This is a genomic window from Streptomyces sp. MH60 (genome assembly GCF_002939385.1).
Taxonomy (GTDB): Bacteria; Actinomycetota; Actinomycetes; order Streptomycetales; family Streptomycetaceae; genus Streptomyces.
Genome location: NZ_MULI01000020.1, coordinates 33,788 through 55,146 on the forward strand (window position 1 = coordinate 33,788; position 21,359 = coordinate 55,146).

21 protein-coding genes and 2 pseudogenes are annotated in these 21,359 nt (G+C 73.5%); 12 read left to right on the forward strand and 11 right to left on the reverse strand.

Annotated features, from left to right (window positions below):
* Positions 1-4: 4 nt before the first annotated feature.
* Positions 5-697, reverse strand: coding sequence for a GAF and ANTAR domain-containing protein (locus BZZ08_RS15385; RefSeq protein WP_104632782.1), 693 nt, complete (start codon positions 695-697; stop codon positions 5-7).
* Between the two features lie 112 nt (positions 698-809).
* Between BZZ08_RS15385 and BZZ08_RS15390 the strand changes: the two genes are divergently transcribed.
* Positions 810-1,298, forward strand: a complete 489-nt coding sequence (locus tag BZZ08_RS15390) for a MarR family winged helix-turn-helix transcriptional regulator (protein ID WP_104632783.1) — start codon at positions 810-812, stop codon at positions 1,296-1,298.
* Entirely contained in the window at positions 1,295-3,016 is a 1,722-nt protein-coding gene (locus BZZ08_RS15395; RefSeq protein ID WP_157953340.1) for an MFS transporter, read from the forward strand. The genes BZZ08_RS15390 and BZZ08_RS15395 overlap by 4 nt, the downstream gene beginning before the upstream one ends.
* 8 nt (positions 3,017-3,024) lie before the next feature.
* On the opposite strand, the pseudogene BZZ08_RS39840 reads toward BZZ08_RS15395, so the two are convergent.
* Positions 3,025-3,306: pseudogene (locus BZZ08_RS39840) on the reverse strand (SDR family NAD(P)-dependent oxidoreductase); the annotation flags it as partial.
* A 63-nt stretch (positions 3,307-3,369) separates the two neighbouring features.
* Positions 3,370-3,813, reverse strand: coding sequence for a hypothetical protein (locus BZZ08_RS15405; protein ID WP_104632784.1), 444 nt, complete (start codon positions 3,811-3,813; stop codon positions 3,370-3,372).
* 148 nt (positions 3,814-3,961) lie between these two features.
* On the opposite strand from BZZ08_RS15405, the gene nsrR reads away from it, so the two are divergent.
* Both nsrR and BZZ08_RS15415 read left to right on the forward strand, forming a co-directional pair.
* Positions 3,962-4,408, forward strand: a complete 447-nt coding sequence (nsrR, locus tag BZZ08_RS15410) for a nitric oxide-sensing transcriptional repressor NsrR (protein WP_104632785.1) — start codon at positions 3,962-3,964, stop codon at positions 4,406-4,408.
* Between the two features lie 71 nt (positions 4,409-4,479).
* A complete protein-coding gene (locus BZZ08_RS15415; RefSeq protein WP_104632786.1) occupies positions 4,480-5,676 on the forward strand; it encodes a globin domain-containing protein in 1,197 nt (398 codons plus the stop codon).
* Between the two features lie 47 nt (positions 5,677-5,723).
* Here BZZ08_RS15415 and BZZ08_RS15420 read toward each other — a convergent pair whose 3' ends face one another.
* Positions 5,724-6,074 (reverse strand): hypothetical protein, encoded by a 351-nt coding sequence (locus BZZ08_RS15420; RefSeq protein WP_104632787.1) that lies wholly within the window; start codon positions 6,072-6,074, stop codon positions 5,724-5,726.
* A 175-nt stretch (positions 6,075-6,249) separates the two neighbouring features.
* On the opposite strand from BZZ08_RS15420, the gene BZZ08_RS15425 reads away from it, so the two are divergent.
* Positions 6,250-6,936 carry an adenosylcobinamide amidohydrolase gene (locus tag BZZ08_RS15425; protein ID WP_104632788.1) on the forward strand — a complete coding sequence of 229 codons (687 nt, stop codon included), beginning with the start codon at positions 6,250-6,252 and terminating at the stop codon, positions 6,934-6,936.
* Positions 6,937-6,969: 33 nt separating this feature from the next.
* On the opposite strand, the gene BZZ08_RS15430 is transcribed toward BZZ08_RS15425, so the two are convergent.
* Positions 6,970-7,230, reverse strand: coding sequence for a hypothetical protein (locus tag BZZ08_RS15430; protein WP_104632789.1), 261 nt, complete (start codon positions 7,228-7,230; stop codon positions 6,970-6,972).
* Positions 7,231-7,366: 136 nt separating this feature from the next.
* Positions 7,367-8,050 (reverse strand): snapalysin, encoded by a 684-nt coding sequence (gene snpA / locus BZZ08_RS15435; RefSeq protein WP_104632790.1) that lies wholly within the window; start codon positions 8,048-8,050, stop codon positions 7,367-7,369.
* Positions 8,051-8,265: 215 nt separating this feature from the next.
* Here snpA and BZZ08_RS15440 point away from each other — a divergent pair, with 215 nt between their 5' ends.
* The gene (locus BZZ08_RS15440) at positions 8,266-9,255 is read left to right on the forward strand and encodes a LysR substrate-binding domain-containing protein (RefSeq protein WP_104632791.1); all 990 of its coding nucleotides are present in this window, start codon (positions 8,266-8,268) and stop codon (positions 9,253-9,255) included.
* 107 nt (positions 9,256-9,362) lie between these two features.
* Positions 9,363-10,124, forward strand: a complete 762-nt coding sequence (locus BZZ08_RS15445) for a PepSY domain-containing protein (protein ID WP_104632792.1) — start codon at positions 9,363-9,365, stop codon at positions 10,122-10,124.
* 74 nt (positions 10,125-10,198) lie between these two features.
* On the opposite strand, the gene BZZ08_RS15450 is transcribed toward BZZ08_RS15445, so the two are convergent.
* The 3 genes from BZZ08_RS15450 to mdlC form a co-directional block, all read right to left on the reverse strand.
* On the reverse strand, positions 10,199-11,434 hold the full coding sequence (locus tag BZZ08_RS15450; RefSeq protein ID WP_104632793.1) for an MFS transporter: 1,236 nt from the start codon (positions 11,432-11,434) through the stop codon (positions 10,199-10,201).
* 90 nt (positions 11,435-11,524) lie between these two features.
* The gene (locus BZZ08_RS15455) at positions 11,525-12,979 is read right to left on the reverse strand and encodes a benzaldehyde dehydrogenase (protein ID WP_104632794.1); all 1,455 of its coding nucleotides are present in this window, start codon (positions 12,977-12,979) and stop codon (positions 11,525-11,527) included.
* Positions 12,980-13,054: 75 nt separating this feature from the next.
* The gene (mdlC, locus tag BZZ08_RS15460; protein ID WP_104632795.1) at positions 13,055-14,641 is read right to left on the reverse strand and encodes a benzoylformate decarboxylase; all 1,587 of its coding nucleotides are present in this window, start codon (positions 14,639-14,641) and stop codon (positions 13,055-13,057) included.
* A 95-nt stretch (positions 14,642-14,736) separates the two neighbouring features.
* Between mdlC and BZZ08_RS15465 the strand changes: the two genes are divergently transcribed.
* The 4 genes and pseudogenes from BZZ08_RS15465 (at position 14,737) to pgm (ending at position 18,512) form a co-directional block, all read left to right on the forward strand.
* On the forward strand, positions 14,737-15,672 hold the full coding sequence (locus tag BZZ08_RS15465) for a LysR family transcriptional regulator (protein ID WP_104632796.1): 936 nt from the start codon (positions 14,737-14,739) through the stop codon (positions 15,670-15,672).
* A 10-nt stretch (positions 15,673-15,682) separates the two neighbouring features.
* The gene (locus BZZ08_RS15470; RefSeq protein ID WP_104632797.1) at positions 15,683-16,423 is read left to right on the forward strand and encodes a Type 1 glutamine amidotransferase-like domain-containing protein; all 741 of its coding nucleotides are present in this window, start codon (positions 15,683-15,685) and stop codon (positions 16,421-16,423) included.
* A gap of 27 nt (positions 16,424-16,450) precedes the next feature.
* A pseudogene (locus BZZ08_RS15475) lies at positions 16,451-16,783 on the forward strand (hypothetical protein); the annotation flags it as partial.
* 88 nt (positions 16,784-16,871) lie between these two features.
* Positions 16,872-18,512, forward strand: coding sequence for a phosphoglucomutase (alpha-D-glucose-1,6-bisphosphate-dependent) (gene pgm, locus BZZ08_RS15480; RefSeq protein ID WP_104632798.1), 1,641 nt, complete (start codon positions 16,872-16,874; stop codon positions 18,510-18,512).
* A 39-nt stretch (positions 18,513-18,551) separates the two neighbouring features.
* Here pgm and BZZ08_RS15485 read toward each other — a convergent pair whose 3' ends face one another.
* A complete protein-coding gene (locus BZZ08_RS15485) occupies positions 18,552-19,748 on the reverse strand; it encodes a cytochrome P450 (protein WP_104632799.1) in 1,197 nt (398 codons plus the stop codon).
* A 370-nt stretch (positions 19,749-20,118) separates the two neighbouring features.
* On the opposite strand from BZZ08_RS15485, the gene BZZ08_RS15495 reads away from it, so the two are divergent.
* A complete protein-coding gene (locus BZZ08_RS15495; protein WP_104632800.1) occupies positions 20,119-20,586 on the forward strand; it encodes an ATP-binding protein in 468 nt (155 codons plus the stop codon).
* 119 nt (positions 20,587-20,705) lie between these two features.
* On the opposite strand, the gene BZZ08_RS15500 is transcribed toward BZZ08_RS15495, so the two are convergent.
* Complete coding sequence (locus BZZ08_RS15500; RefSeq protein WP_104632801.1) at positions 20,706-21,260, reverse strand: GNAT family N-acetyltransferase; 555 nt, start codon at positions 21,258-21,260, stop codon at positions 20,706-20,708.
* Between the last annotated feature and the right edge of the window lie 99 nt (positions 21,261-21,359).

A 21,359-nucleotide genomic window follows, 5' to 3' on the forward strand; every position in this document is an offset into this window, starting at 1 on the left:
TCTCTCAGGGCAGGCCGCCCCGTTCGCAGACCCGTACCGCCACGTCCCGGAGTTTGACGTTGTGGTCCTGCGAGTACCGGCGGAGCGCGGCGAAGGCCTGGTCCTCGGTGAGGCGGTGCCTGCCCATGAGGATGCCCATGGCCTCCCCGATGGTGTGCCGGGTGCCGATGGCCTCCTGCAACTGCGCGTGGGTACGGGCGCTGGAGAAGGCGACCGACGCGTGGGAGGCCAGCAGCCAGCCCGCCGTCTCGTCGGCCTCGGTGAAGGCGCCGGGCCGGTAGGAGTACAGGTTCAGGGCGCCGAGGTCCTCGTCCTCGGTGAACAGCAGGAAGCCCATCATGCTGCCGAGGTTCAGCCTGCGCGCTTCCGGGACGTACTTGGGCCAGCGCACCGCCTCGTCGGCGAAGTCGACGATCCGGAACTTGCGCTCCCCCGTGGAGGTGCGGGCGGCGTCGAAACACGGCCCCTCTCCGACCCGCCCCTGCAGGTCGTCGCTGTCGATCACCACCTGTTCCGTGGGGGCCAGTGACTGCACCTTGCCGCCGCGCAGGATGAGGATGCCGGCGGCGTCGCAGTCCGCCACCAGTTCGGTGGCCGAGGCGGTGATCCGCCTGAGGGTGTCGTTCACCGATTCCTGGGCCAGCAGATCGCGTGCGAGCGACGCCATCTGCTCCGCGAACCCGCGCCAGTCGTCCATGCGGTTTCCTCCCTCGTTCCCCTGACGATTGCCCCGGGGACGGGCGGGCGCAACGGGGGAGGCCGCGGCGATCCATCTTGTTTCACGCTACATCTAAATGCATAATGCGCTTATGGATGTACCGAAGGAGGGCGCGGGCCCGAGCGGTCCGACCCGGGACGCACCGGATCCGGACGACCTGATCATCGCCGTGGAGCAGATGGTCCGGTACGTGCGGCAGAGCGCCCGGACCGGCGGCCTGAGCACCGCCGCCTCCTCGACGCTGGCCAGGCTGAGCCGCGAGGGTCCCCAGCGGCTGACCGGGCTGGCGAGGGCCGAGGGCGTCTCCCAGCCGAACATGACGCAGCTCGTCACGCGTCTGGAGCGCGCGGGCCTGGTCCGGCGCACCGCCGACGCGAGCGACGGCCGCGTCGTGCTCGTGGCGGTGACACCCACCGGCCTCGACGTCGTGGCCGCGCGGCGCGCCGAGCGTGCCCACGCCCTGCGGCAGCTCATGGAGGACATGACCGGGCCGGAGCAGGCGGCCACCAGCACCGCGCTCCTGGCCCTGGCCCGGGTCATCCGCAACCGTCCGTCCACCCCGGAGGAAGACCGCGCATGAGTGCACCCCGTGGAAAGGCCGCCAGTCCCTTCCGGCAGCCCAAGGCCGTCTGGGCCGTCGCCTTCGCCTGCGTCATCTCGTTCATGGGCATCGGCCTGGTCGACCCGATCCTGCCGGCGCTCGCCGAGAGCCTCGACGCCACGCCCAGCCAGGTCTCCCTGCTGTTCAGCAGCTACCTGATCGTCACCGCCGTCGCCATGCTCTTCGTCGGCTGGGTCTCCAGCCGCATCGGTGCCAAGCGCACCCTGGTCACCGGCCTCGCCGTCATCGTCGTCTTCGCCGCCCTGGCCGGCGCCAGCGGCTCCATCAACGGCATCGTCGGCTTCCGGGCCGGCTGGGGACTGGGCAACGCCCTGTTCATCGCCACCTCCCTCGCGGTCATCGTGGCCTCCGCCAGCGGCGGCTTCAGTGGCGCGATCATCCTCTACGAGACCGCCCTGGGCCTCGGCATCGCCGTCGGCCCCCTGCTCGGCGGCGAGCTGGGCGGCATCAGCTGGCGCGGCCCGTTCTTCGGCGTCGCCGCCCTGATGGCCGTCGCGCTGATCGCCACCCTCGCCTTCGTCCCCGACCTGCCGAGGCCCAAGCGGGTCACCTCACCGCTCGCCCCGCTGAAGGCCCTGCGCCATCGCGGCCTGCTGACCATGGGCATCATGGCCCTGCTGTACAACTGGGGCTTCTTCACCATGCTCGGCTACGCCCCGTACCCGATGGAGCTGGACGCCCACGAGCTCGGCCTGGTCTTCACCGCCTGGGGTCTGCTGGTCGCCGCCTTCAGCGTCTTCTTCGCACCCCGCCTGCAGGCCCGCTACGGCACCGCGCCCGTCCTCTACGCCAACCTGCTCGGCCTCGGCATCGTCATGGCCGTCATAGCCGCGGGTGTCACCGACCCCACCACCGTGATCGTCGCGGTCATCGTCAGCGGCGCCTTCATCGGCATCAACAACACCCTCACCACCCAGGCCGTCATGCTCGTCTCGCCGGTCGAGCGCCCCGTGGCCTCCTCCGCGTACGGCTTCCTGCGCTTCATCGGCGGCGGACTGGCCCCCTACGTCGCCGGAAAGCTCGCCGACGCCACCGACCTGAGCGTCCCCTTCTACGTCGGAGCCGCCACCTTCCTCCTCGCCATCCCCGTCCTGGCCAGCGGACACCGGTTGCTCCGCCAGGCCGAGGCGGACACCGGCGAGGGAGAACCCGTCGCCTCGACGCTGACGCCCGTCGGCACCCCGGCATCGACCGACGCGCCGCCCGTGGTCGTGGCCGTCGGCGCCCACCCCGAGGCGGCCGCCGTCGTGGACGCCGCGGCACGCCTCGCCCGCGACACCAGGAGCCCGCTGGAGATCGTGCACGTGCGGCAGACCGCCGTCGTCGAGGAACAGGCCGCCGACACCGAGACCGAAGCACAGGCGAAGGCCGCCGTCACCGCGCACCTCGACCGGCTGGGCGGCCTCGGCGTGGCCGCCACCGGCCAGATCCTCACCGGCGTCGGCGACCACGCCGCCGCGGGCCGCGCCCTGGCCCGGCACGCCGCCGAGGTCGGGGCCCGCACGGTCGCCGTCGGGCGCTCACCGCGCGGCCCGCTGGCCCAGTTCGCCGAGGGCAGCTTCACCAGCGCCCTCACCCACGCCGCCACCTGCACCGTCGTCCTCGTCGACCCCGACGCGGAGCCCCGGCCCCTGACCGCGCGGTCCCTCACCCAGCTGCGCTCCGAGGCACGGTGAGCGGTTCCGGCCCACTGGGTACGCAGACCGCCGGACTCGACGAGGGCCATCGCGATGCCGGGGGGCGCGACTTCCGCGGCCGGCGACTCGGACAGTCCCTCGAGCGCGGACCTGGTCGCGTGGTGGTGGCCGGTCGCCGCGAAGGCCGCGAGACCGCCGAAGGACGAGATGTTCACGATCCGCCCCGAGCGGCGGGCCCGCCTGCCGGGCGGGGCAGCCTTCAACCCCTGCCGGGCCCGCGGGTCCAGGAAGGCGAACTCGACGAGGTCGCGACCCGGGCTTAACGCCACACGGCGCTGCGGGCCCTCGCGCGCGGGGAGGACGCCGGCCCGCCGACGTCGCCCGCGCCCTGATCAGGCGCCGTCGCCGCCGAGGGAGGGCCGCAGTCGGCCGGCGGCCTGTGGGGGCTGGATGCGCATGCCGGGGCGCCGGCGGTGCACGGTCAGATACGTCACCCCGTCCGGCCCGGCGAGCACGGCCCGGGCCGAGCCGTGCGGCAGCCAGGTCAGGACGCCGGTGCGCAGGGGGTGTTCGCCTTCGGTGGAGTCGAGGCGGGCGGCCCCGTCGAGGACGAGGAGCAGGACGTCGAGGTCGGGCTCGGTGTGGGTGTCCACCCGTCCCCCGGCGGGGAGGCGGACGACGTTGGCGTCGAGCTGCCGTCCGGGTTCCGCCAGCTTCCACAGCGCGCCGGCCGGAGCGTCGCGGCCCAGGGACACGAGCTCCGCCGTGTCGCACAGCACCCGGGGGAGGGGCGAGTCCGCCGCCGTACCGGAGGAGCCGCTGTCTTCCACTGCCATCGAATGCCGCCGATCCGTGTGCCCAACCGTGCCCGTACGCCGCCCTGTTGAGCGGTGCCCCGGGTGCGGCCGCTCCAGTGACGCACTGCACAGGGTCCGTACCCCGGGTAAAGGCGAATCTAGCATGCGTATTTGATAGCTTTCCGGTGTGCGGCTGACGAAGTTCACCGACCTGGCGCTGCGTTCCGTCATGCGCCTGGCGGTCGTGAGAGACGGTGACGAACCGATGGCCACCCGAGAGGTGGCCGAGGTCGTCGGTGTGCCGTACACCCACGCGGCGAAGGCCATCACCCGCCTGCGGCACCTGGGGGTGGTGGAGGCGCGGCGCGGTCGCGGCGGCGGGCTGACCCTGACCGACCTGGGGCGGCGCGCCTCGGTGGGCTGGCTGGTGCGCGAACTGGAGGGCGATGCCGAGGTGGTCGACTGCGAGGGCGACAACCCGTGCCCGCTGCGCGGCGCCTGCCGGCTGCGCGGGGCGCTCCGCGACGCCCAGGAGGCGTTCTACGCCGCGCTCGACCCGCTGACCGTGACCGACCTGGTGGCCTCACCGACCGGCCCGGTCCTGATCGGCCTGACGGACCGCCCCCCGGGATGACGGGCGGCGGCCCCGAAGGCGCCGAGCTGTGACCTGAAACACGAATCTCATCTACCAATTAAGGAGTCGCTGTGCTCTCCGAACAGTCCGTTCCCGTGGTCCGAGCCACTCTTCCCGCTGTCGGATCGGCCATCGGTGACATCGCCGACCTGTTCTACCGCAAGCTCTTCGACGCCCACCCCGAACTGCTGCGGGACCTGTTCAACCGCGGGAACCAGGCCAACGGCGAGCAGCAGCGGGCCCTGGCGGGCTCCGTCGCCGCGTTCGCCGGTCTGCTGCTGGAGAACCCGGACGAGCGCGCCGACGTGATGCTCTCGCGCATATCGCACAAGCACGCCTCGCTCGGCATCACCTCCGACCAGTACACGATCGTCCACCGGCACCTCATGGCCGCCGTCGCCGAGGTGCTCGGTGACGCCGTCACCCCCGAGGTCGCCCGGGCCTGGGACGAGGTCTACTGGCTGATGGCCAACGCGCTCATCGCCCTGGAGGCGCGGCTCTACGCGCGCAAGGGCGTCGCGGACGGAGACGTCTGGCGCCCCATGGAGATCGTCGACCGGGTCGAGGAGAGCGCCGACGCGGTCTCCCTCGTACTGGAGCCGGCCGACGACCGAACCGTCGTACCGTTCCGGCCGGGCCAGTACGTCAGCATCCAGGTCGAACTGCCCGACGGCGCCCGGCAGATCCGCCAGTACAGCCTGTCCGCCGCGCCCGGCCGCTCCGGCCTGCGCGTCACCGTCAAGCGTGTCCGGGGCGGCGGGCAGCCGGACGGCGAGGTCTCCTCCTGGCTCTACGCGAACGCCCGCAAGGGCGACGTGCTCAGCGTGTCGCTGCCGGCCGGCGACCTGGCCCTGGCGGAGCACGACGGCCCGCTGCTGCTGGCCTCCGCCGGCATCGGCGTCACGCCGATCCTCTCCATGCTCGACCACCTGGCCGCGGCCGGCGCCACCCGCCCGGTGACCGTCGTGCACGCCGACCGCACCCCCGACGACCACGCCCACCGGCAGGAGCAGCTCGACCTGGTGCGCGCGCTGCCCGACGCCCGGCTCCACCTGTGGTACGAGGAGCCCGGCGACCGGGCGCCGGAGGCGTCCGCCGGCCGTGCCGACCTCACCGGCCTCGACCTGCCCGAGGGCCTCACGGCCTACCTGTGCGGACCGGTGCCCTTCATGCGCGCGGTCCGCGGCGACCTGCTGAGCCGAGGGGTGCCCGCCGAGGCCATCCACTACGAGGTCTTCGGCCCCGACCTCTGGCTCGGCCGGCAGTAGCGGCGCCCCGGGCCGCCGACGGCCGCCGCGGAACTCCGGTACGGGCGTTAGGCCGCCGCGGTGAACGCGGTACTGATCGCGGTGTCGACGCGGGCGTGCACCACCAGGCGGGGACCCGAGGTGTCGGCGTTGTCCGCCAGCAGCCGCCGGACCGGCGCGCTGTGCGTGACCACGGACATCAGGACACCCAGCCGCCCGCACCACTGGTGCGCCCGGAGTACCGCGCTGACCGCGGCGTGGCCGCCCGCCCGGTCGGTCAGGACGATGACGACGGGGGTCGGCTGATGGGCGTCGACCAGGTTGGTGATGTGCGTGGTCAGCGTGGCCCGCCCGTCGATTCCCGGGTCCTGGTCCACCGTGATGACCAGGACCCCATGCTCCAGGGTGTGGGACAGCATCGCGGCCTCCGATCCGTCGCCTGGCGGCGAAGTTGTGTTCAGTGAAGGTGCCCTGACCCGGCTCCGCAATGCGCCCCGCGACGGACCGGTCGCGGGGCCGCCGGGACACCGGCCCTGAGTACGATCGTCCGGTCCGCCTCCGACCTCCGCCGATCACCGCTGGGAGCCCCGACCCGTGCCCGCCCTCCTGCCGCCGCCCTGCACCGGGGCCGCCCGTCTGCTGGACCCGCGACACCTGACCCGGGTGGAGGACGGCGAACGGCTGCACGCCCTGCTGTGGTGCCCGGGGCCGGGGTGGCGGATGGCCAGCAGCGCGGTGCTGGGCGGCGGGATCGCCGAGCGCGCCTGGGTGCTCAACGCCCAGGTCGCCCACGGCTACCTGCGCACCGACCCCGCACGGCACCTGGCCGACCTGGCCCGTGCCGCCGGTGCCCGCGGGCCGGGCGTGGGCCTGATGACCGCCGCCGACGTGTCCGCCCACGGCCGGGCCCGGGACGGCGGGGCGGAGGCCCTCGCGACCGCCGGCGTCTCGGTGCGCGGCTGGGCGGCCGCGCCGGAGGAGTGCGCCACCGGGGCCGCGCTGCCGGGAACCGTCAACATCGTCGCCGCACTGCCGGTCGCACTGAGCGACGCCGCCCTGGTCAACGCGGTCATGACGGCGACCGAGGCCAAGGTCCAGGCGCTGCTCGACGCCGGTCTCGACTGCTCCGGCACCCCCACCGACGCGGTGTGCGTCGCCGCCCGCTCCCCGCACGACGGCGCCGAGGTGCACGCCTTCGCGGGCCCCCGGTCCGAGTGGGGCGCCCGGCTCGCCCGGGCCGTCCACGGGGCCGTGGGCGCCGCCCTGCCCACCCCCTTGTGACCCCCGGATCCGTGCCGCCCGGAACCGCTCCCGCTACAGCGAGGTCCTGCGCCGGACCGCCGCCGCCCGCAGGCTCAGCGCCACGGCGAGCAGCACCCAGGCCACGGCGCAGTACGCCCACGCCGTCGCGCCGCGTGCGAGATCGACGGCGCTCCACACGGCCCACAGCGCGAGCACCACGCACAAGGCCGTCCAGGCGATGTCGGCGACGCGACCGCGCAACTGCGCGCGCTGTCTCGTGCCCGGCTCCAGATCGCCGAGACCGTCGTCCACAGGTGCCTTCCGCTCGTCCACGTCGACTCCTTCGGGATGTCACTGCAGAGTGAACACCGACTACCCCGCGGGAGGTTGAGCAAGCGGAGGGCACGGGCGTGCGTACGCGCGTGTGGGCGGCCCGGCCGGGCCGCCCACACGAGGTCCACCGTCGGCGTCAGCGCTGGGAGGTCTTCTCCAGCGCCTTGTCGAGGGCGGCCTGGAAACCGTTGGCCCACAGCTGGTTCACCCGGCTGCGCTCGGTGGAGTTCGGGTAGGGGTTGGTGCAGGACGTGCCGGGGCCGCCGCCCGACATCAGCTCGCTGCACGGCCCGGAGTAGTGGTCGGGCAGGCCGAGCACGTGCCCGGTCTCGTGAGCGGTCACGCGGGTGGAGTCGTACTGCTGGTTCTGCCGGTAGTCGAGGAAGATGTACCCGCTGCCGTGCCCGTTGGTGGAGGCGTACGAGCCGCGCGAGTCGTTGCCCTCGTAGTACGCGAAGTCCGCGCCCGAACCCGACTCCGCGAGCCGCACGTTGGACACCGAGCTGTTCCAGATCTGGGCCGAGCGGGATATCTGCGAACGGAAGCTCGGCGCGTTGGTGGCGCTGTAGTAGACCGTGACGGCCGCGGTGGCCGACGGGTTGGCGGCGCGCTTCTCGGCGACGGACTTGACGACCGCCTCGAAGAACGCACGGTTGGCGGCCGCGTCCTCGCCCGAGCCGGCCGAGGGCTGGTAGCCGAGCTGGGCGGCCCGGGCCGGCTCCTGGGGGGCCGCGGCCGTCGCGGCGGGGCCGGTGCCGAGCACGGCCGCCGTCAGGCCGAGACCGACCGCGGTGGACAGCAGGGGCAGGGTGATACGCATCGATGACTCCTTGAGTGGGGGAGTGGGGAGAAGTCGTCATCGGTGAGTGTGGAGCGCCCGTGAGCCCGCTGTGATGATGGCAACAGGTGATAGGGCCGGGCTATCACCCCTCGTCCGGTCACTCGTTGCGGCCTTGACCAGAGTGCAGAACTCGCCCTGTTCCGCCGCGTTTTGTTCACCTGGCGCAACCAACTGTTCCGCTTTACGCTCCCTGCATGGAGCTCGAGGTGAGGCACCTACGCGCACTGTGCGCCATCGCCGACGCCGGTAGCCTGCACCGGGCGGCACGCCAACTGGGCGTCGCGCAGCCCACGTTGAGCACCCAACTGACCAGGATCGAACAGGCCCTGGGCGGCCCCCTGTTCACCCGGGAGCGCACCGGCTGCCGCCCCACCCCGCTCGGCCGGACGGTCCTCGGGCGGGCCCGGCCGCTGCTGACCGACATGAGCACGCTGGTCCGCGAGGCCCGCGCCGCGGCGGCCGGCGGTGACAGCAGGCTGCGGGTCGGCTCCACGGCCAGCCGCGCCCTGGCCGGCTGGCTGCGCCGGCTCAGACGGCCGGGCCTGGAGCCCACCCTGCAGATGGACGTCTCCGCCAACGCGCTGCTGCGCCGGGTCACCGAAGGGCAGCTCGACGTCGCCTTCGTGCACGAGGTCGAGGGCAGTGCGCTGCGCATCCCCGAGGGCCTGCGGCTGCGGGTCCTGGTCGAGCGCGAACCGCAGTTCGTCATGCTGCCCGCCGACCACCCCGCGGCCGCCCGGCCCGTCGTCCGGCTCGCCGACCTCGCCGACGACCGGTGGATGGTCGACCCCACCGTCGACGGCGAATGGGACGGCGTGCACCGCATGCTGCGCGCCGTCGGCCTCAACCCCCGTGTGCTGCACGGCGACTACCACACCGCCGCCTCCCTGGTCGCCACCGGCGAGGTCGTCACGGTCTGCCAGCCCAGCTCCCAGTCCCGCCCCGACATGGCGGTACGGCGCCTGTACGGCGACCCCCTCGGCGTACGCCTGCTGCTGGCCGCCCGCACCCGGGCCGAGCTGGACGCCGTCTTCCCGGCGCTGGAGGACGCGTACTGGGAGGTCGCCCGCCAGTCCACCGCCTACCGGGAGTGGCTGGAAGGGGGCGGGATCCGGACGCTGCCCCGATGCCCGGCGACCACCGCCACGGGCACCGGTCGGGTGGAGTTCGTACGCGCGCGCTGAAGGCCCCGTCGGCCCCGCGGCCCGCAGAACCGCCCCACCCCGGCCAATCGAGTGATTTTCATACCGGACCGGTGTGTCTGCGTGACGGAGCGGTTACGGACAGCATCATGAGCTCTGCACGACGACTTCCCCCCTTGCGTTCGCTGGCCGTGGTCGGTGCCCTGGGCGCCTCCGCCCTGCTGCTGACGGCCTGCACCAACGCCGATACGACCCGTTCCAGCGTCGCGGAGGCGGCTCAGACCGAGTCCCCCTCCCCGACCGGCACCGATACCCAGTCCCCGTCCCCCACCGGCTCTCCCTCGATGAACGAGGACCGGACCGAGCGCAAGGACCTCGTCTCCGCGACGAAGGTCACCTGGGACAAGGCCGCCGCCACCGCCGTCAAGGAGGTCCCCGAGGGCAAGCTCGTGGACCTCGAACTCAAGCGCACCGAGGCCGACGCCACCGCGTCGCCGACCGGCTCGCCGACCGGTTCCCCGAGCCCCAGCATGCCGAACCCCGCGCCCAGCGAGGGCGCCCCGGAGTGGGAGGCCAAGGTCGCCCAGTCCGACGGCACCCTGCACCGGATCGACATCGACGCGGTGAACGGCAAGGTCTTCCGCACCATGGTCGACCCGGACCAGGACCCCGACGACAAGACCCAGATCACCCAGTGGCTGGACAAGGCCAAGCAGACGCCGGAGCAGGCGGTCAAGGCGGCCACCGCCAAGGCCAAGGGCACCGTCACCCACGTCGAACTCGGTGACAACGACGACCAGCAGGTCGTCTGGGGCGTCGACGTGGTCGACAAGAGCAACTGGAACAAGACCTCCGTCACCGTCGACGCGGCCAACGGCAAGGTGCTGGGCCAGAAGGTCGACAAGGACTGATACACGGGCCTGTGGACACCGACGGGAGCAGTGGGCCGCGGCCCACTGCTCCCGTTCCTCATGTCCTCGGGAGGTCACCCGGCCGGCTCGCCCCCGCCGTCGCGCGGCAGCGTCAGCACGGCCAGGAAGCCGAGGACCGCCACCGCGGCGAAGAAGTAGAAGCCCCACGGGTGACCGACCCCCGACGCGACCAGCGCGCCGGTGATCGACGGGCCGACGATCGACCCGATCCGGCCGATCCCGGAGGCCGAGCCGAGCGCGGTGCTCCGCACGGACGCCGGGTAGTAGTGCGTCACGTAGGCGTAGACGAGCACCATGGCCGAGAAGACGAACACGCCGGTGAAGAAGACCACGACGTTGAGCAGCAGGTCGCTCTCCATCCTGATGCTCAGACACGCCAGCATGAGCACCGAGACCGCGAACCAGACCATGGTGGTGCCCTTGATGCCCCGCCGGTCGGCGACGTACCCGCCCAGGACCAGGCCGACGACGCCGCCGATGTTCAGCACCAGGAGCTGGGTCACGGCCGTCGGCACGGGGTAGCCCGCGTCGTTCATCAGCTTCGGCAGCCAGGTGTTCAGGCCGTAGACCAGCAGCAGGCCCATGAACGAGGCGACCCAGATGCCGAGGCCCGCCCGCAGGTACGCCGGCTTGAGCAGCTCGGTGAACGGCACCCGCCGCGCCCCGTCCTGCCTGGCCCGCTCGAAGGCCGCCGACTCCGGCAGCTTGAACCACTGGACCGCGGCGATCACGAGGCCGACGACACCGAGCAGGTAGAAGAGGATCTCCCAGTTGTCCGTCACCTGCAGCGCGAGCAGCGAGGTGATCACCGCACCGGTGTGGTAGCCGGTCATCGTCAGGGTGCTGGCCCGCGCCCGGCGGCCGGCGGGCAGGTGCTCCGCCATCATCGTGAGCGAGACCGGCATGCAGGCGCCCAGGCCCAGACCGGCGAGGAGGCGCAGCGCGGCGAACATCGCGACGGAGTTCGCCAGCGGCACCATGATGGTGAGGACCGAGAAGAGCACGACCGAGCCGATGAGCAGGCGGCGCCGGCCCAGCCGGTCGGCCAGCGGACCGACGCAGACCGCGCCGATGGCGACGCCCACGAGCGAGAGCGTCGCGATGGTGGTCGCGTCGCCCGCGGTCATGCCGAGGTGGTGGGTCTTGAGCAGGGTGGGGATGATGGCGCCGAGGACGACGAGGTCGTAGCCCTCCAGCAGGACGGTGATCCAGCACAGGATCACCGTCCACGTGCCGCTCGCGGCGGGGCCGGTCCGCGCGGGCGCGCCGGACGTGGTGGTGGAAGCCATGGTGACTCTCCCCCCGGGGACGGGTGTGAGTGAGCGGAGCCGGACCGGCCGGGGCGGCCGGGTGGGACCGGTACGGGTGACCGGAGGGGATCAGAACGGGTAGTCGGCGATGTCCGGGCGGACCGTGAGCCACTGGGTCTCGGTGAACGCCTCGACGTTGGCCGCGGCGCCGCCGAACCGGGAACCGGTGCCGGAGGCCTTGACCCCGCCGAAGGGGGCGTTGGGCTCGTCGCTGACCGTCTGCTCGTTGATGTGCACCTTGCCGGAGTCGATCCGGTCGGCGAGCTTCATCGCCGTACCCACGTCGCCGAGGATGCCGACCGACAGCCCGTACTCGCAGTCGTTGACGATCCGCGCGGCCTCCTCCGGGGTGGAGAAGGAGATGACGGGCGCGACCGGGCCGAAGATCTCCTCGCGCCAGGCCGGCATGTCCGTCGTCAGGCCGGTCAGCACGGTGGCGCGGTAGCCGGCGCCGTCGATCTCGCCGCCCGCGGCGACCTTGGCACCCGCCGCGACGCTGTCGGTGACGATGCCGTGCACCCGCTCCAGCTGCCGGCGGTCGATGATCGGACCCAGCGCCACGTCCTCCCGCGCCGGGTCGCCCACCGGCAGCGCCTCCGCCTTCGCGGCGAGCGCGGCGGTGTACTCCTCGACCAGCGACTCGTGCACGAGGTGCCGGCCGGTCGTCATGCAGATCTGCCCCTGGTGCAGGTACGAGCCGAACGCGCCCGCCGAGGCGGCCTTCGCCACGTCCGCGCCGGGCAGCACGACCAGCGCGTTGTTGCCGCCCAGCTCCAGGTGCGCCCGCTTCAGCAGCCGCCCGGCCTGCTCGCCGATGGCCCGCCCGACCGGAGTGGAACCGGTGAACGAGATCACCCGGACCTCGGGCGCCTCCACGACCGCCCGGCCGACCGACCCGTCGCCCGGCAGCAGGTGCAGGACACCGGCCGGAAGCCCCGCCTCCTCGAAGATCCGGGCGATGACGACACCGCCGCTCACCGCGGTGCGCGGGTCCGGCTTCAGCAGCACGGCGTTGCCGAGCGCCAGCGCGGGGGCCACCGAACGCAGGCCGAGGATGAGCGGGAAGTTGAAGGGGGCGATCACGCTGACGACACCGGCGGGGCGGCGCCGGGCGAGCGACCAGCGGGCGTCCTCCGAGGTGAGCACCTCGCCCTGGGGATGCGTCGGCAGCCCGGCGCACTCGAAGCACTCGCCGATCGCCAGCCCCGCCTCGAAGCCCGCCTTGGACCGCACCGAGCCGGCCTCGCGCACCAGCCAGTCCTCGATCTCGGCGGCGTGCTCGGTGAACAGCTCCCCGGCGCGCCGCAGCACCGCGGCCCGCCGCTGCGGCGAGGTCGCCGCCCACTCACGCTGGGCCTCGGCGGCCCGGGCGGCGGCGCGGTTCACGTCCTCGGCCGTGGCCAGGCCCACCGTGCCGAGCCGGTCACCGGTGGCGGGCTCGATCACCGGCTGCCCGGTGGGGGAGGCCTGCCAGCCGTCGCTGTGGAACTTCCCGCCCCAGACGTCGCTGTCCAGGAGTGTCATCGTCGTCCCTCTCGTCGGGGTCTTCGGTCGGGGTCTTCGGTTGGGGTCTTCCGTCGGGTTCGGGTCCGCGTCGGTTCAGGAGGGGGTGGTGAGCGTCGTGTCCACCTGGATCAGCCGGGGGTAATCCGGCGTCTCGGCGAGCGCGGCGCGCAGCTCCGCCGCCCCGCCGACGTGCTGGGCGCGGACGCCGTAGCCCTCCGCGACGCGGGTGAAGTCCAGGCCCGGGATGTCGAGCCCGGGCGCGTCCGGCACCCCGAGCAGACCGCCGAACCAGCGCAGCGCCCCGTACGTGCCGTTGCGCAGCAGTACGACGGTCAGCGGGACCCGGTGCTGCGCGGCCGTCCACAGGGCGGTGATGCCGTAGTTGGCCGAACCGTCCCCGATCACGCCGACCACCGGACGGCCGGGCTGGGCCATCGCGACACCGACCGCGCCGGGCAGCCCGAAACCGAGGCCGCCGGCCGCCGGGAAGTAGTAGGAGCCCCGACGGCGCAGGTCCATCTGCCGCCACCACGCCGCGTTGGTCGACGTCGACTCGACGACGTACGCGGTGTCCTCGGGCATCTCCTCGCGCAGCGCGGCGAAGACCTGCTCGGGGTGGAGCCCCGGCCCCTCGGCGGTGAGCGGCTCCGGCACGGGCCGGTAGGCGTCCGCGCCGACGGGGGCACCGGTCGCGTCCAGCGACTCCAGGAGTACGTCGATGACGGCACCCGGGTCCGCGACCAGCGCCTCGCCCATCGGCGCCCGCGCGGCGGCGGAGGCGTCCTCGGTCACCTGGATCAGCCGGGTGCCCTCGGGCAGGTACCGGCCGGGCAGGTGCTCGTGGTAGCGGAAGACCGGCGCGCCCAGCACGAGCACCAGGTCGTGGCCCTCGAACGCCTCCGAGACCGGCGCGATCCCGGCGGGCAGCACGCCCCGGAACTGCGGATGCCGGTTCGGGAACGGCAGCCGGAACTGCGAGGGCGCCGCCCACACCGGACCGCCCAGGCGCTCGGCCAGCCGTACGGCGTCGTCGAAGCGGCCGGCCGAGTCGATGTCGCCGCCCAGCACGAGCGCGGGGCGCCGGGCCGAGGCGACCCGCTCCCCGAGCCACCGGCGCTGCTCGCCGCCCGGCACCGAGGCCCGCAGCACCCGCCGGTCGAGCACGGCCAGGGCGTTGTCGTCGACCTCGGCGGACCAGTCGTCGTACGGCACCGACAGGTAGGTCGGCCGGCGCTGGAGCCGCGCCTCGAAGACGGCCTGGGCGAGCGCGCGCGGCACGTCCCCGGCGCACGCCGGTTCCGCCGCCCAGCCGACCAGCGGCTTCATCAGGGCGGGGGCGTCGATGCTGGCCAGGTTGGCCTCGGGGCCGATGGCGGGGCGCACCTGCTGCCCGGCCACCAGCACGAGCGGTGTACGGGAGGCGACGGCGTTCGTCAGGGCGCCCATCGCGTTGCCGGAACCGGAGGCGGCGTGCAGGTTGACCAGCACCGGGCGGCCGGTCGCCTGGGCGTACCCGTCGGCCATGCCGACGACGGCGCCCTCGTGCAGACCGAGGACGTAGCGGAAGCCGTCGGGCAGTCCGGCGAGGAAGGGCAGCTCGTTGGAGCCCGGATTGCCGAAGACGGTGGTGAGCCCCTGGCGCTCCAGGAAAGCGTGGGAGACACGGCGCACGGATGGCACGGACGTTCCTTTCGGAAGTGACGCGGGACACGCTAGGCACCCCGCGACATGGGCACCAATAGATGTTTCGCCATTGCGATATAGAGTCCGTCGATATGGGCACCTTCGATCTCAACCTGGCGCGCGTCTTCGTGCTGCTCTACGAGACCGGCAGCGTCACGGCCACCGCCGAGACGCTGCACGTCACGCAGCCCACCGTCAGCTACAGCCTGGGCAAGCTGCGCCGGCACTTCGACGACGAGCTGTTCCGCCGCAACGGACGCGGGCTGACCCCCACCGCCGGTGCCCGGCGGCTGTACCTGCCGCTCCAGCGGGCGCTGGCGGAGATCGACGGGACGGTCCGCCAGGGCGACGTCTTCGACGCCGGGAGCATGTCGGGCCGCTTCACCATCGCCCTGTCCGACCTCGGCGAGGCCACGCTGCTGCCGAGGCTCGTGGCCGCCGCGCGCGAGCGGGCGCCGGGGGTGTCCTTCACCGTCCGCCCCTTCGACGTGGAGGACGCCGAGGGGCAGCTGCGCCGCGGCGACCTCGACGCGTTCGTGGCCACCCCGGTGATCACCTCGCACCTCACCGTGCGCATTCCGCTCTTCCGTGAGCGCTACGTCCTGATGGTCGCCGCGGACCATCCGCGCGTGCGGGGCGACGCGGTCACCCCGGCGGACCTCGCGGCCGAGCACCACGCGACCGTGTTCGGACCGAGCGGCCACGTCACCCCCAGGGCCCTGCTGGGCGCCCACGGGCTCCTGGAACGGGTGGCCGTGGACGCCACCCGCTTCTCGATGCTGCCCTACCTGCTGGAACAGACCGACCTGGTGGCCATCGTCCCCGAGTACGTCGGCGAGGTCTTCACGGCCTCCCACCGGGTGCGCCTGGTACGGCTGCCGTTCGAGACCGAGCCCATCGAGATCGCCCTGTACGCACGGCACGAGTCCTCCCGCAGCCCGGCCCAGCGCTGGCTCGTGCGGTTCCTGGCCGAGGTGCTGGGCGAGCAGGTGAGCGCGGCCCAACTGCCGCCGTCGAGCCGTCGTTAGGATCACCGCCATGACGGCACCCGAACCCACCATCCTCGCCACCTCGGGCGGCCACCGCGCGGGCGGCCGGACCATGGTGGCCTTCGACGCCCTGGTCCACCACGCGGTGGACCTCTCGGGCGCGCACGGCCGACGCCCCCGCGTCCTGTACGTGGGCACCGCCATAGGGGACGCCGAGCACTTCACCGCCCGCATGACGGAGGCCGCCCGCGTCGCCGGGTTCGACCTGACACCGCTGCACCTGTTCCCCATGCCCAACGTCGAGGACATCGAGGAGACCGTGCTCGCCCAGGACGTCGTCTGGGTCATGGGCGGATCGGTGGCCAACCTGCTGGCCGTGTGGCGCGTGCACGGCCTGGACCGGATCATGCGCCGGGCCTGGGAGGCGGGCGTGGTGCTCAGCGGCGTGAGCGCGGGCTCCCTGTGCTGGTTCCAGGGCGGCGCCACCGACTCCTTCGGACCCGAACTGCGCCCGATCACCGACGCGTTGGACTTCCTGCCCTACGGCAACGGGGTCCACTACGACGTCGACCCGGGCCGCCGCCCGCTGATCCACCGGCTCGTCGCCGACGGCACCCTGCCGACGGCCCACTGCACGGACGACGGCGTCGGCCTCGTCTACCGCGGCACCGAACTGGTGGAGGCGGTCACCGAAGTCCCGGGCAAGGGCGCCTACGTGGTGGTACGCGACGGTGACACCGCGGTCGAGGCGAGGCTGGAGCCGCGCGAGCTGCCCGGTCCGCGGCGGTGACCCGTCCGCGCAGACGAACGGGACAACGCCGCACGGGCGGGACAGGCCGCCGCGGGCAAGGCGAGTGACGCCGCGTCGGCGGCCAAGGCCGGCGCCCAGCGTTCCGCCGACGCCGCGAACGGCGCCGTGCAGACGGCGGCCAAGACCGTCGCGGCCGGCCGCCAGGCCGTCGTCACCACCTCGGAACAGGTCGCGGCCACGGCGAAGACGGCGTGGACGGTGGTCGCCCAGCGCAAACTCGTCGCCGCCGGGGTGTGCGCCGGCCTCACCGCCGTCACCGCCGCGTCCTACGCGATGGGCCGCCGCGCCGGGCGTCACACGCACGGTCCCCTCACCCGTCTCACCGGCGGCCGGATCTGACACCGGCCACCACGCACGGCACCACTCCCCGGACAGGGGAAGATGGGACTCGCGAGCGAAGTCCCGACCTACGCGGAGGAGTGGGCGCATGCAGCACGACCGAGCCGGCCGGCCGGCCGGCCCCGAGGACCTGATCGACGTCGCCCGGCTGGTGACGGCGTACTACGCCCTGCACCCGGACCCGGCGGAGCCGGGGCAGCGCGTGGCCTTCGGAACGTCCGGACACCGGGGTTCGTCCCTGGCGGCGGCGTTCAACGAGGACCACATCGCCGCCACCAGCCAGGCCATCTGCGAGTACCGCTCGGCACAGGGCACCGACGGCCCGCTCTTCCTGGGCGCCGACACCCACGCCCTGTCCGAGCCCGCACGGGTCACCGCACTGGAGGTGTTCGCCGCCAACGACGTGACCGTCCGCATCGACAGCGCGGACGGCTACACCCCCACCCCGGCGGTCTCCCACGCCATCCTCACCCACAACCGGGGCCGCACCTCGGGCCTCGCCGACGGCGTGGTCGTCACCCCCTCGCACAACCCGCCCGCCGACGGCGGCTTCAAGTACAACCCGCCCAACGGCGGCCCCGCGGGCTCGGACGCCACCTCCTGGATCCAGGACCGGGCGAACGAGATCATCGCGGCCGGACTGAAGGACGTACGGCGCATCCCCTACGCGCGGGCGCTCGCCGCCCCCGGCACCGGCCGCCACGACTTCCTCGACGCCTACGTCCGCGACCTGCCGAGCGTCCTCGACCTCGACGCGATCCGCTCCGCGGGCGTGCGCATCGGCGCGGACCCGCTGGGCGGCGCCTCCGTGGCCTACTGGGGACGGATCGCCGAGGAGCACCGCCTCGACCTGACGGTGGTCAACCCGCTCACCGACCCGACCTGGCGCTTCATGACGCTGGACTGGGACGGCAAGATCCGCATGGACTGCTCGTCCCCGCACGCCATGGCCTCCCTGATCGAGCGGCGCGACCGCTTCACCATCGCCACGGGCAACGACGCCGACGCCGACCGCCACGGCATCGTCACCCCCGACGGCGGCCTGATGAACCCCAACCACTACCTCGCCACCGCCATCGCCTACCTCTACGCCCACCGCGCGGACTGGCCGGCCGACGCGGGCGTGGGCAAGACGCTGGTGTCCTCCGGCATGATCGACCGGGTCGCCGCCGACCTCGGCCGCCGCCTGGTCGAAGTGCCCGTGGGCTTCAAGTGGTTCGTGGACGGGCTGGTCGACGGCTCCCTCGGCTTCGGCGGCGAGGAGTCCGCCGGGGCGTCGTTCCTGCGCCGGGACGGCTCCGTGTGGACCACCGACAAGGACGGCATCATCCTCGCCCTGCTCGCCTCCGAGATCACCGCCGTCACCGGCGAGACCCCCTCCGAGCACTACGCCGCGCTCACCGCCCGGTTCGGCGAGCCCGCGTACGCCCGCATCGACGCCCCCGCCACCCGCGAGGAGAAGGCCCGGCTGGCCAAGCTGTCCCCGGCCCAGGTCACGGCCGACACCCTCGCCGGGGAGGCGGTCACCGGCGTGCTCACCGAGGCGCCCGGCAACGGCGCCCCGATCGGCGGCATCAAGGTGACCACCGAGAACGCCTGGTTCGCGGCCCGGCCCTCCGGCACCGAGGACGTCTACAAGATCTACGGCGAGTCGTTCCTCGGCGCGGACCACCTCCGGCAGGTGCAGGACGAGGCCAAGCTCGTCGTCCTCGGCGCCCTGGGCGGCTGACGCCGCACCACCGACGCCGTACGGCGGTCCCCGGGCCGGTCAGCCACGGCCGGCCCGGGGGAGTGCCACGGTCAGGTCGCGGATCTCGTAGCCGTCGATGGCCTCCTGGAAGGCGACCCGCGGCTCCCCGGTCGTCCGGATCCCGTCGAGGGCGAACAGGCGGCTGAGAAACACGTCCGTCTCCAGCAGGGCGATGTGCGCCCCGGGACACCGGTGCGGTCCGTCCCCGAAGGAGAGCCCCGCTCCGACCGCCTCGGCGCGTTCCGGGCGGACGAGCAGCGGCTCCTCACCCACGGCCTCCGGGTCCGCGTTGGCGTCGTCCAGGTGGACCTCGACGTACTCGCCGGGGCGCACCGTCACCGGCCCGTCGGGGCAGGACAGCTCCAGCGGCTCGGTGGCCCGCCTGCGCAACCGCCCGATGACGGGCTCCAGCCGCAGCAGCTCCTGGAGGACGGCGAGACGCCCGGCCTCGTCCGCCGACCGGTAGTGGTCGCGCAACTCGGCGTCCGAGAACAGGTGCCAGGCGGCCAGGCACACGAACTCGCGGGTGGTGACCATGCCGGCCGCGGCGAACGTCAGACACTCACCGAGGATCTCGACGTCCGAGCAGCCCTCCGCGATCAGGTGGGAGATCAGATCGTCGTGCGCACGGCGCCGGTGCGCGCGGACGGCGGGACGCACGTCGGCCAGGTGGACGCGGAGCCAGTTGGTGTTCTGCCGCACCAGCCAGTACAGGCCCCGGACACTGGTCAGACCGGGCTCGCCGAACTTCTCCGGGAAGAACCGCTCCAGCCTGCGGCGGATGCCGGGCCTGCCGTAGCGCAGCCCGACGACCTCGCTCACCACGCCGACGGCCAGACCGAAGGCGAGATCGGAGAGCGGGGCCTCGCCCGCCGAGCGCAGGACGGCCAGCTGCTCCTCGGCGATCCGGACCATCGGCTCGCGGTAGTGCTCGTCCACCCGGCGGGGGGTGAAGAAGCGGGCGGTCTGCCTGCGGTGCTCCCGGTGCTCGGGGCCGTCCCGGTAGAGCACGGGCCGGCGGACGCGCGGCGGGAGCTTCTCCACCGTCTCGACGCCGAGCCCCGCCTGCACGGTGCCCGGATGGCGCAGCAGCGCCCGTGCGACGGCGAAATCGTGCACCTGCCAGGTCCCGTCCGCCGCGCGGCCGACCGGGCACGTGGGCGCGGCCCGCCCCCGGTCGGCCTTCCGCGCGGAGACCCGTCCGTCCTGCACCACGTGGCCACCCCCCCCAAGTCCGGCCGTGCGGCCCCGGCGACCGCCGCGGCCCGACTACGTGGTCAACAGGATCGGTCACCCGCCCGACGCCGACCAGCCCCGGAACCCGCCGAGTCGGACCGCTCCGCGCCTGCCGGGCCGGGCGGCCCGGAGACCGGGCGCGCCTCCGCGCTCTGGGCTGCGACGGCGGCGAGTGGCTCCCGCGCGCCCTCACCGGACCGCGTCTCGCGGCCGAGGGCATCGACATCTCCGAGAGCGCGCTCGGCCACGATTCCCGCCGCGCGGGTCGTGATGGGGCGGGTGATGTTTGCCGGATTCGGGGGTAGACGGGCTGGCGTAGCGGTCAAGGCTCAGGAAGAGGGCGGATCGGATGGACGGGGCTGCCCACACGGGGGACCGGCTGAGTGACGTACCGGTCAAGGTTTCGGCGGAGTACCAGGGCAGGCCCGGCGACATCGCCAGGGGCCGGGAACTGGCCGGGGCGTTCCTGGCACGCGTGCGCGAGGCTCAGGGCGCCGCGGTGTCCGACCGCGCGGTGGAAGTGGTGCAGCTGGTGGTCAGCGAGCTGCTGACGAACGCCTGCAAGTACGCGCCCGGCCCGTCGCTGGTCGAACTCGAACTGGCGGAGGACCGGGTGGAGGTCACGGTGTGGGACAGCGCGCCGGTGCTGCCCGTGCCCGCGACCGCCGACCCCGGCCGGATCGGCCGGCACGGGCTGGAGATCGTCACGGCCGTCTGCGAGAGCTTCGAGGTGCACCGGGAACCGGTCGGCAAGCGCATGAGGGCCGCGGTGGGTCTCACCGGCCAGCCGACCGCCCCCCTCGGCCGGCCTGCCTGACCCTCCACCGCACGCGGCGACGAGCCTGTGGCCGCACGGGGGCGCCATCGGCCTGTGCGGCAGCATGTCATCGGCCTGAGCAGCACGGCCACCTCGGCCGTCGTACGCGGCGGCCCCGGCTACCGGTCGCCCGGCCGAGGGGCCCCGGCGCGGAGTCGGTACACGACACAGCGGCGCAGGGGGCTGTCCTCGGGGATCTCCGGGTCGTCGAAGTCGTCGGCCGGGTCGTAGGTCATGCCGAGCCGGTCCATCACCGCCCGCGAGCGCAGGTTGCCGGCCGTGGTCACCGCGAGCACCTCCGGCAGTGCGAGGCACTCGAAGGCGTGGGTCACCGCGGCCCGCGCGGCCTCGGTGGCATAGCCGTGGCCCCAGGCCGGGCGGGCCAGGCGCCAGCCCGCCTCCACCCCGGTGAACGGCATGCCGTCCTCCACGGGATCGAGCCCGGCGAAGCCGATGAACTCGCCGGTGGCGGCGATCTCCACCGCCCACCAGCCCCAGCCCCGCCGGTCGAGGTCGGCCTGGAAGCGGGCCACGGACGCCTCGCTCTGCGCCCGGGTCAGGACCTGCGGGAAGTACGCGCGAACCACCGGATCGGCGTTCATGGCCGCCCACGGGTCCAGGTCGGACGTCCGCCAGTCGCGGAGCACGAGACGATCGGTTCGAAGTTCGGGCATCACGCGAAGGTACGGCGTCCGGCCCGGCGGAGCGACCGGATTACGCGTCCGGGGCCTCCCCCCTTCGGCCGCACGGAGCGGTTCGTCCCCGCCCGCCGG

What these genes read in the sequence shown, in the direction of transcription:
- BZZ08_RS15385 (WP_104632782.1), bottom strand. Translation starts at nt 697, where the DNA reads ATGGACGACTGGCGCGGGTTCGCGGAGCAGATGGCGTCGCTCGCACGC.
- BZZ08_RS15395 (WP_157953340.1), top strand. Translation starts at nt 1,295, where the DNA reads ATGAGTGCACCCCGTGGAAAGGCCGCCAGTCCCTTCCGGCAGCCCAAG.
- BZZ08_RS15390 (WP_104632783.1), top strand. Translation starts at nt 810, where the DNA reads ATGGATGTACCGAAGGAGGGCGCGGGCCCGAGCGGTCCGACCCGGGAC.
- BZZ08_RS15450 (WP_104632793.1), bottom strand. Translation starts at nt 11,434, where the DNA reads ATGGCTTCCACCACCACGTCCGGCGCGCCCGCGCGGACCGGCCCCGCC.
- BZZ08_RS15495 (WP_104632800.1), top strand. Translation starts at nt 20,119, where the DNA reads ATGGACGGGGCTGCCCACACGGGGGACCGGCTGAGTGACGTACCGGTC.
- BZZ08_RS15465 (WP_104632796.1), top strand. Translation starts at nt 14,737, where the DNA reads ATGGGCACCTTCGATCTCAACCTGGCGCGCGTCTTCGTGCTGCTCTAC.
- BZZ08_RS15470 (WP_104632797.1), top strand. Translation starts at nt 15,683, where the DNA reads ATGACGGCACCCGAACCCACCATCCTCGCCACCTCGGGCGGCCACCGC.
- snpA (WP_104632790.1), bottom strand. Translation starts at nt 8,050, where the DNA reads ATGCGTATCACCCTGCCCCTGCTGTCCACCGCGGTCGGTCTCGGCCTG.
- BZZ08_RS15420 (WP_104632787.1), bottom strand. Translation starts at nt 6,074, where the DNA reads ATGCTGTCCCACACCCTGGAGCATGGGGTCCTGGTCATCACGGTGGAC.
- BZZ08_RS15455 (WP_104632794.1), bottom strand. Translation starts at nt 12,979, where the DNA reads ATGACACTCCTGGACAGCGACGTCTGGGGCGGGAAGTTCCACAGCGAC.
- pgm (WP_104632798.1), top strand. Translation starts at nt 16,872, where the DNA reads ATGCAGCACGACCGAGCCGGCCGGCCGGCCGGCCCCGAGGACCTGATC.
- BZZ08_RS15405 (WP_104632784.1), bottom strand. Translation starts at nt 3,813, where the DNA reads ATGGCAGTGGAAGACAGCGGCTCCTCCGGTACGGCGGCGGACTCGCCC.
- BZZ08_RS15500 (WP_104632801.1), bottom strand. Translation starts at nt 21,260, where the DNA reads ATGCCCGAACTTCGAACCGATCGTCTCGTGCTCCGCGACTGGCGGACG.
- BZZ08_RS15440 (WP_104632791.1), top strand. Translation starts at nt 8,266, where the DNA reads ATGGAGCTCGAGGTGAGGCACCTACGCGCACTGTGCGCCATCGCCGAC.
- BZZ08_RS15445 (WP_104632792.1), top strand. Translation starts at nt 9,363, where the DNA reads ATGAGCTCTGCACGACGACTTCCCCCCTTGCGTTCGCTGGCCGTGGTC.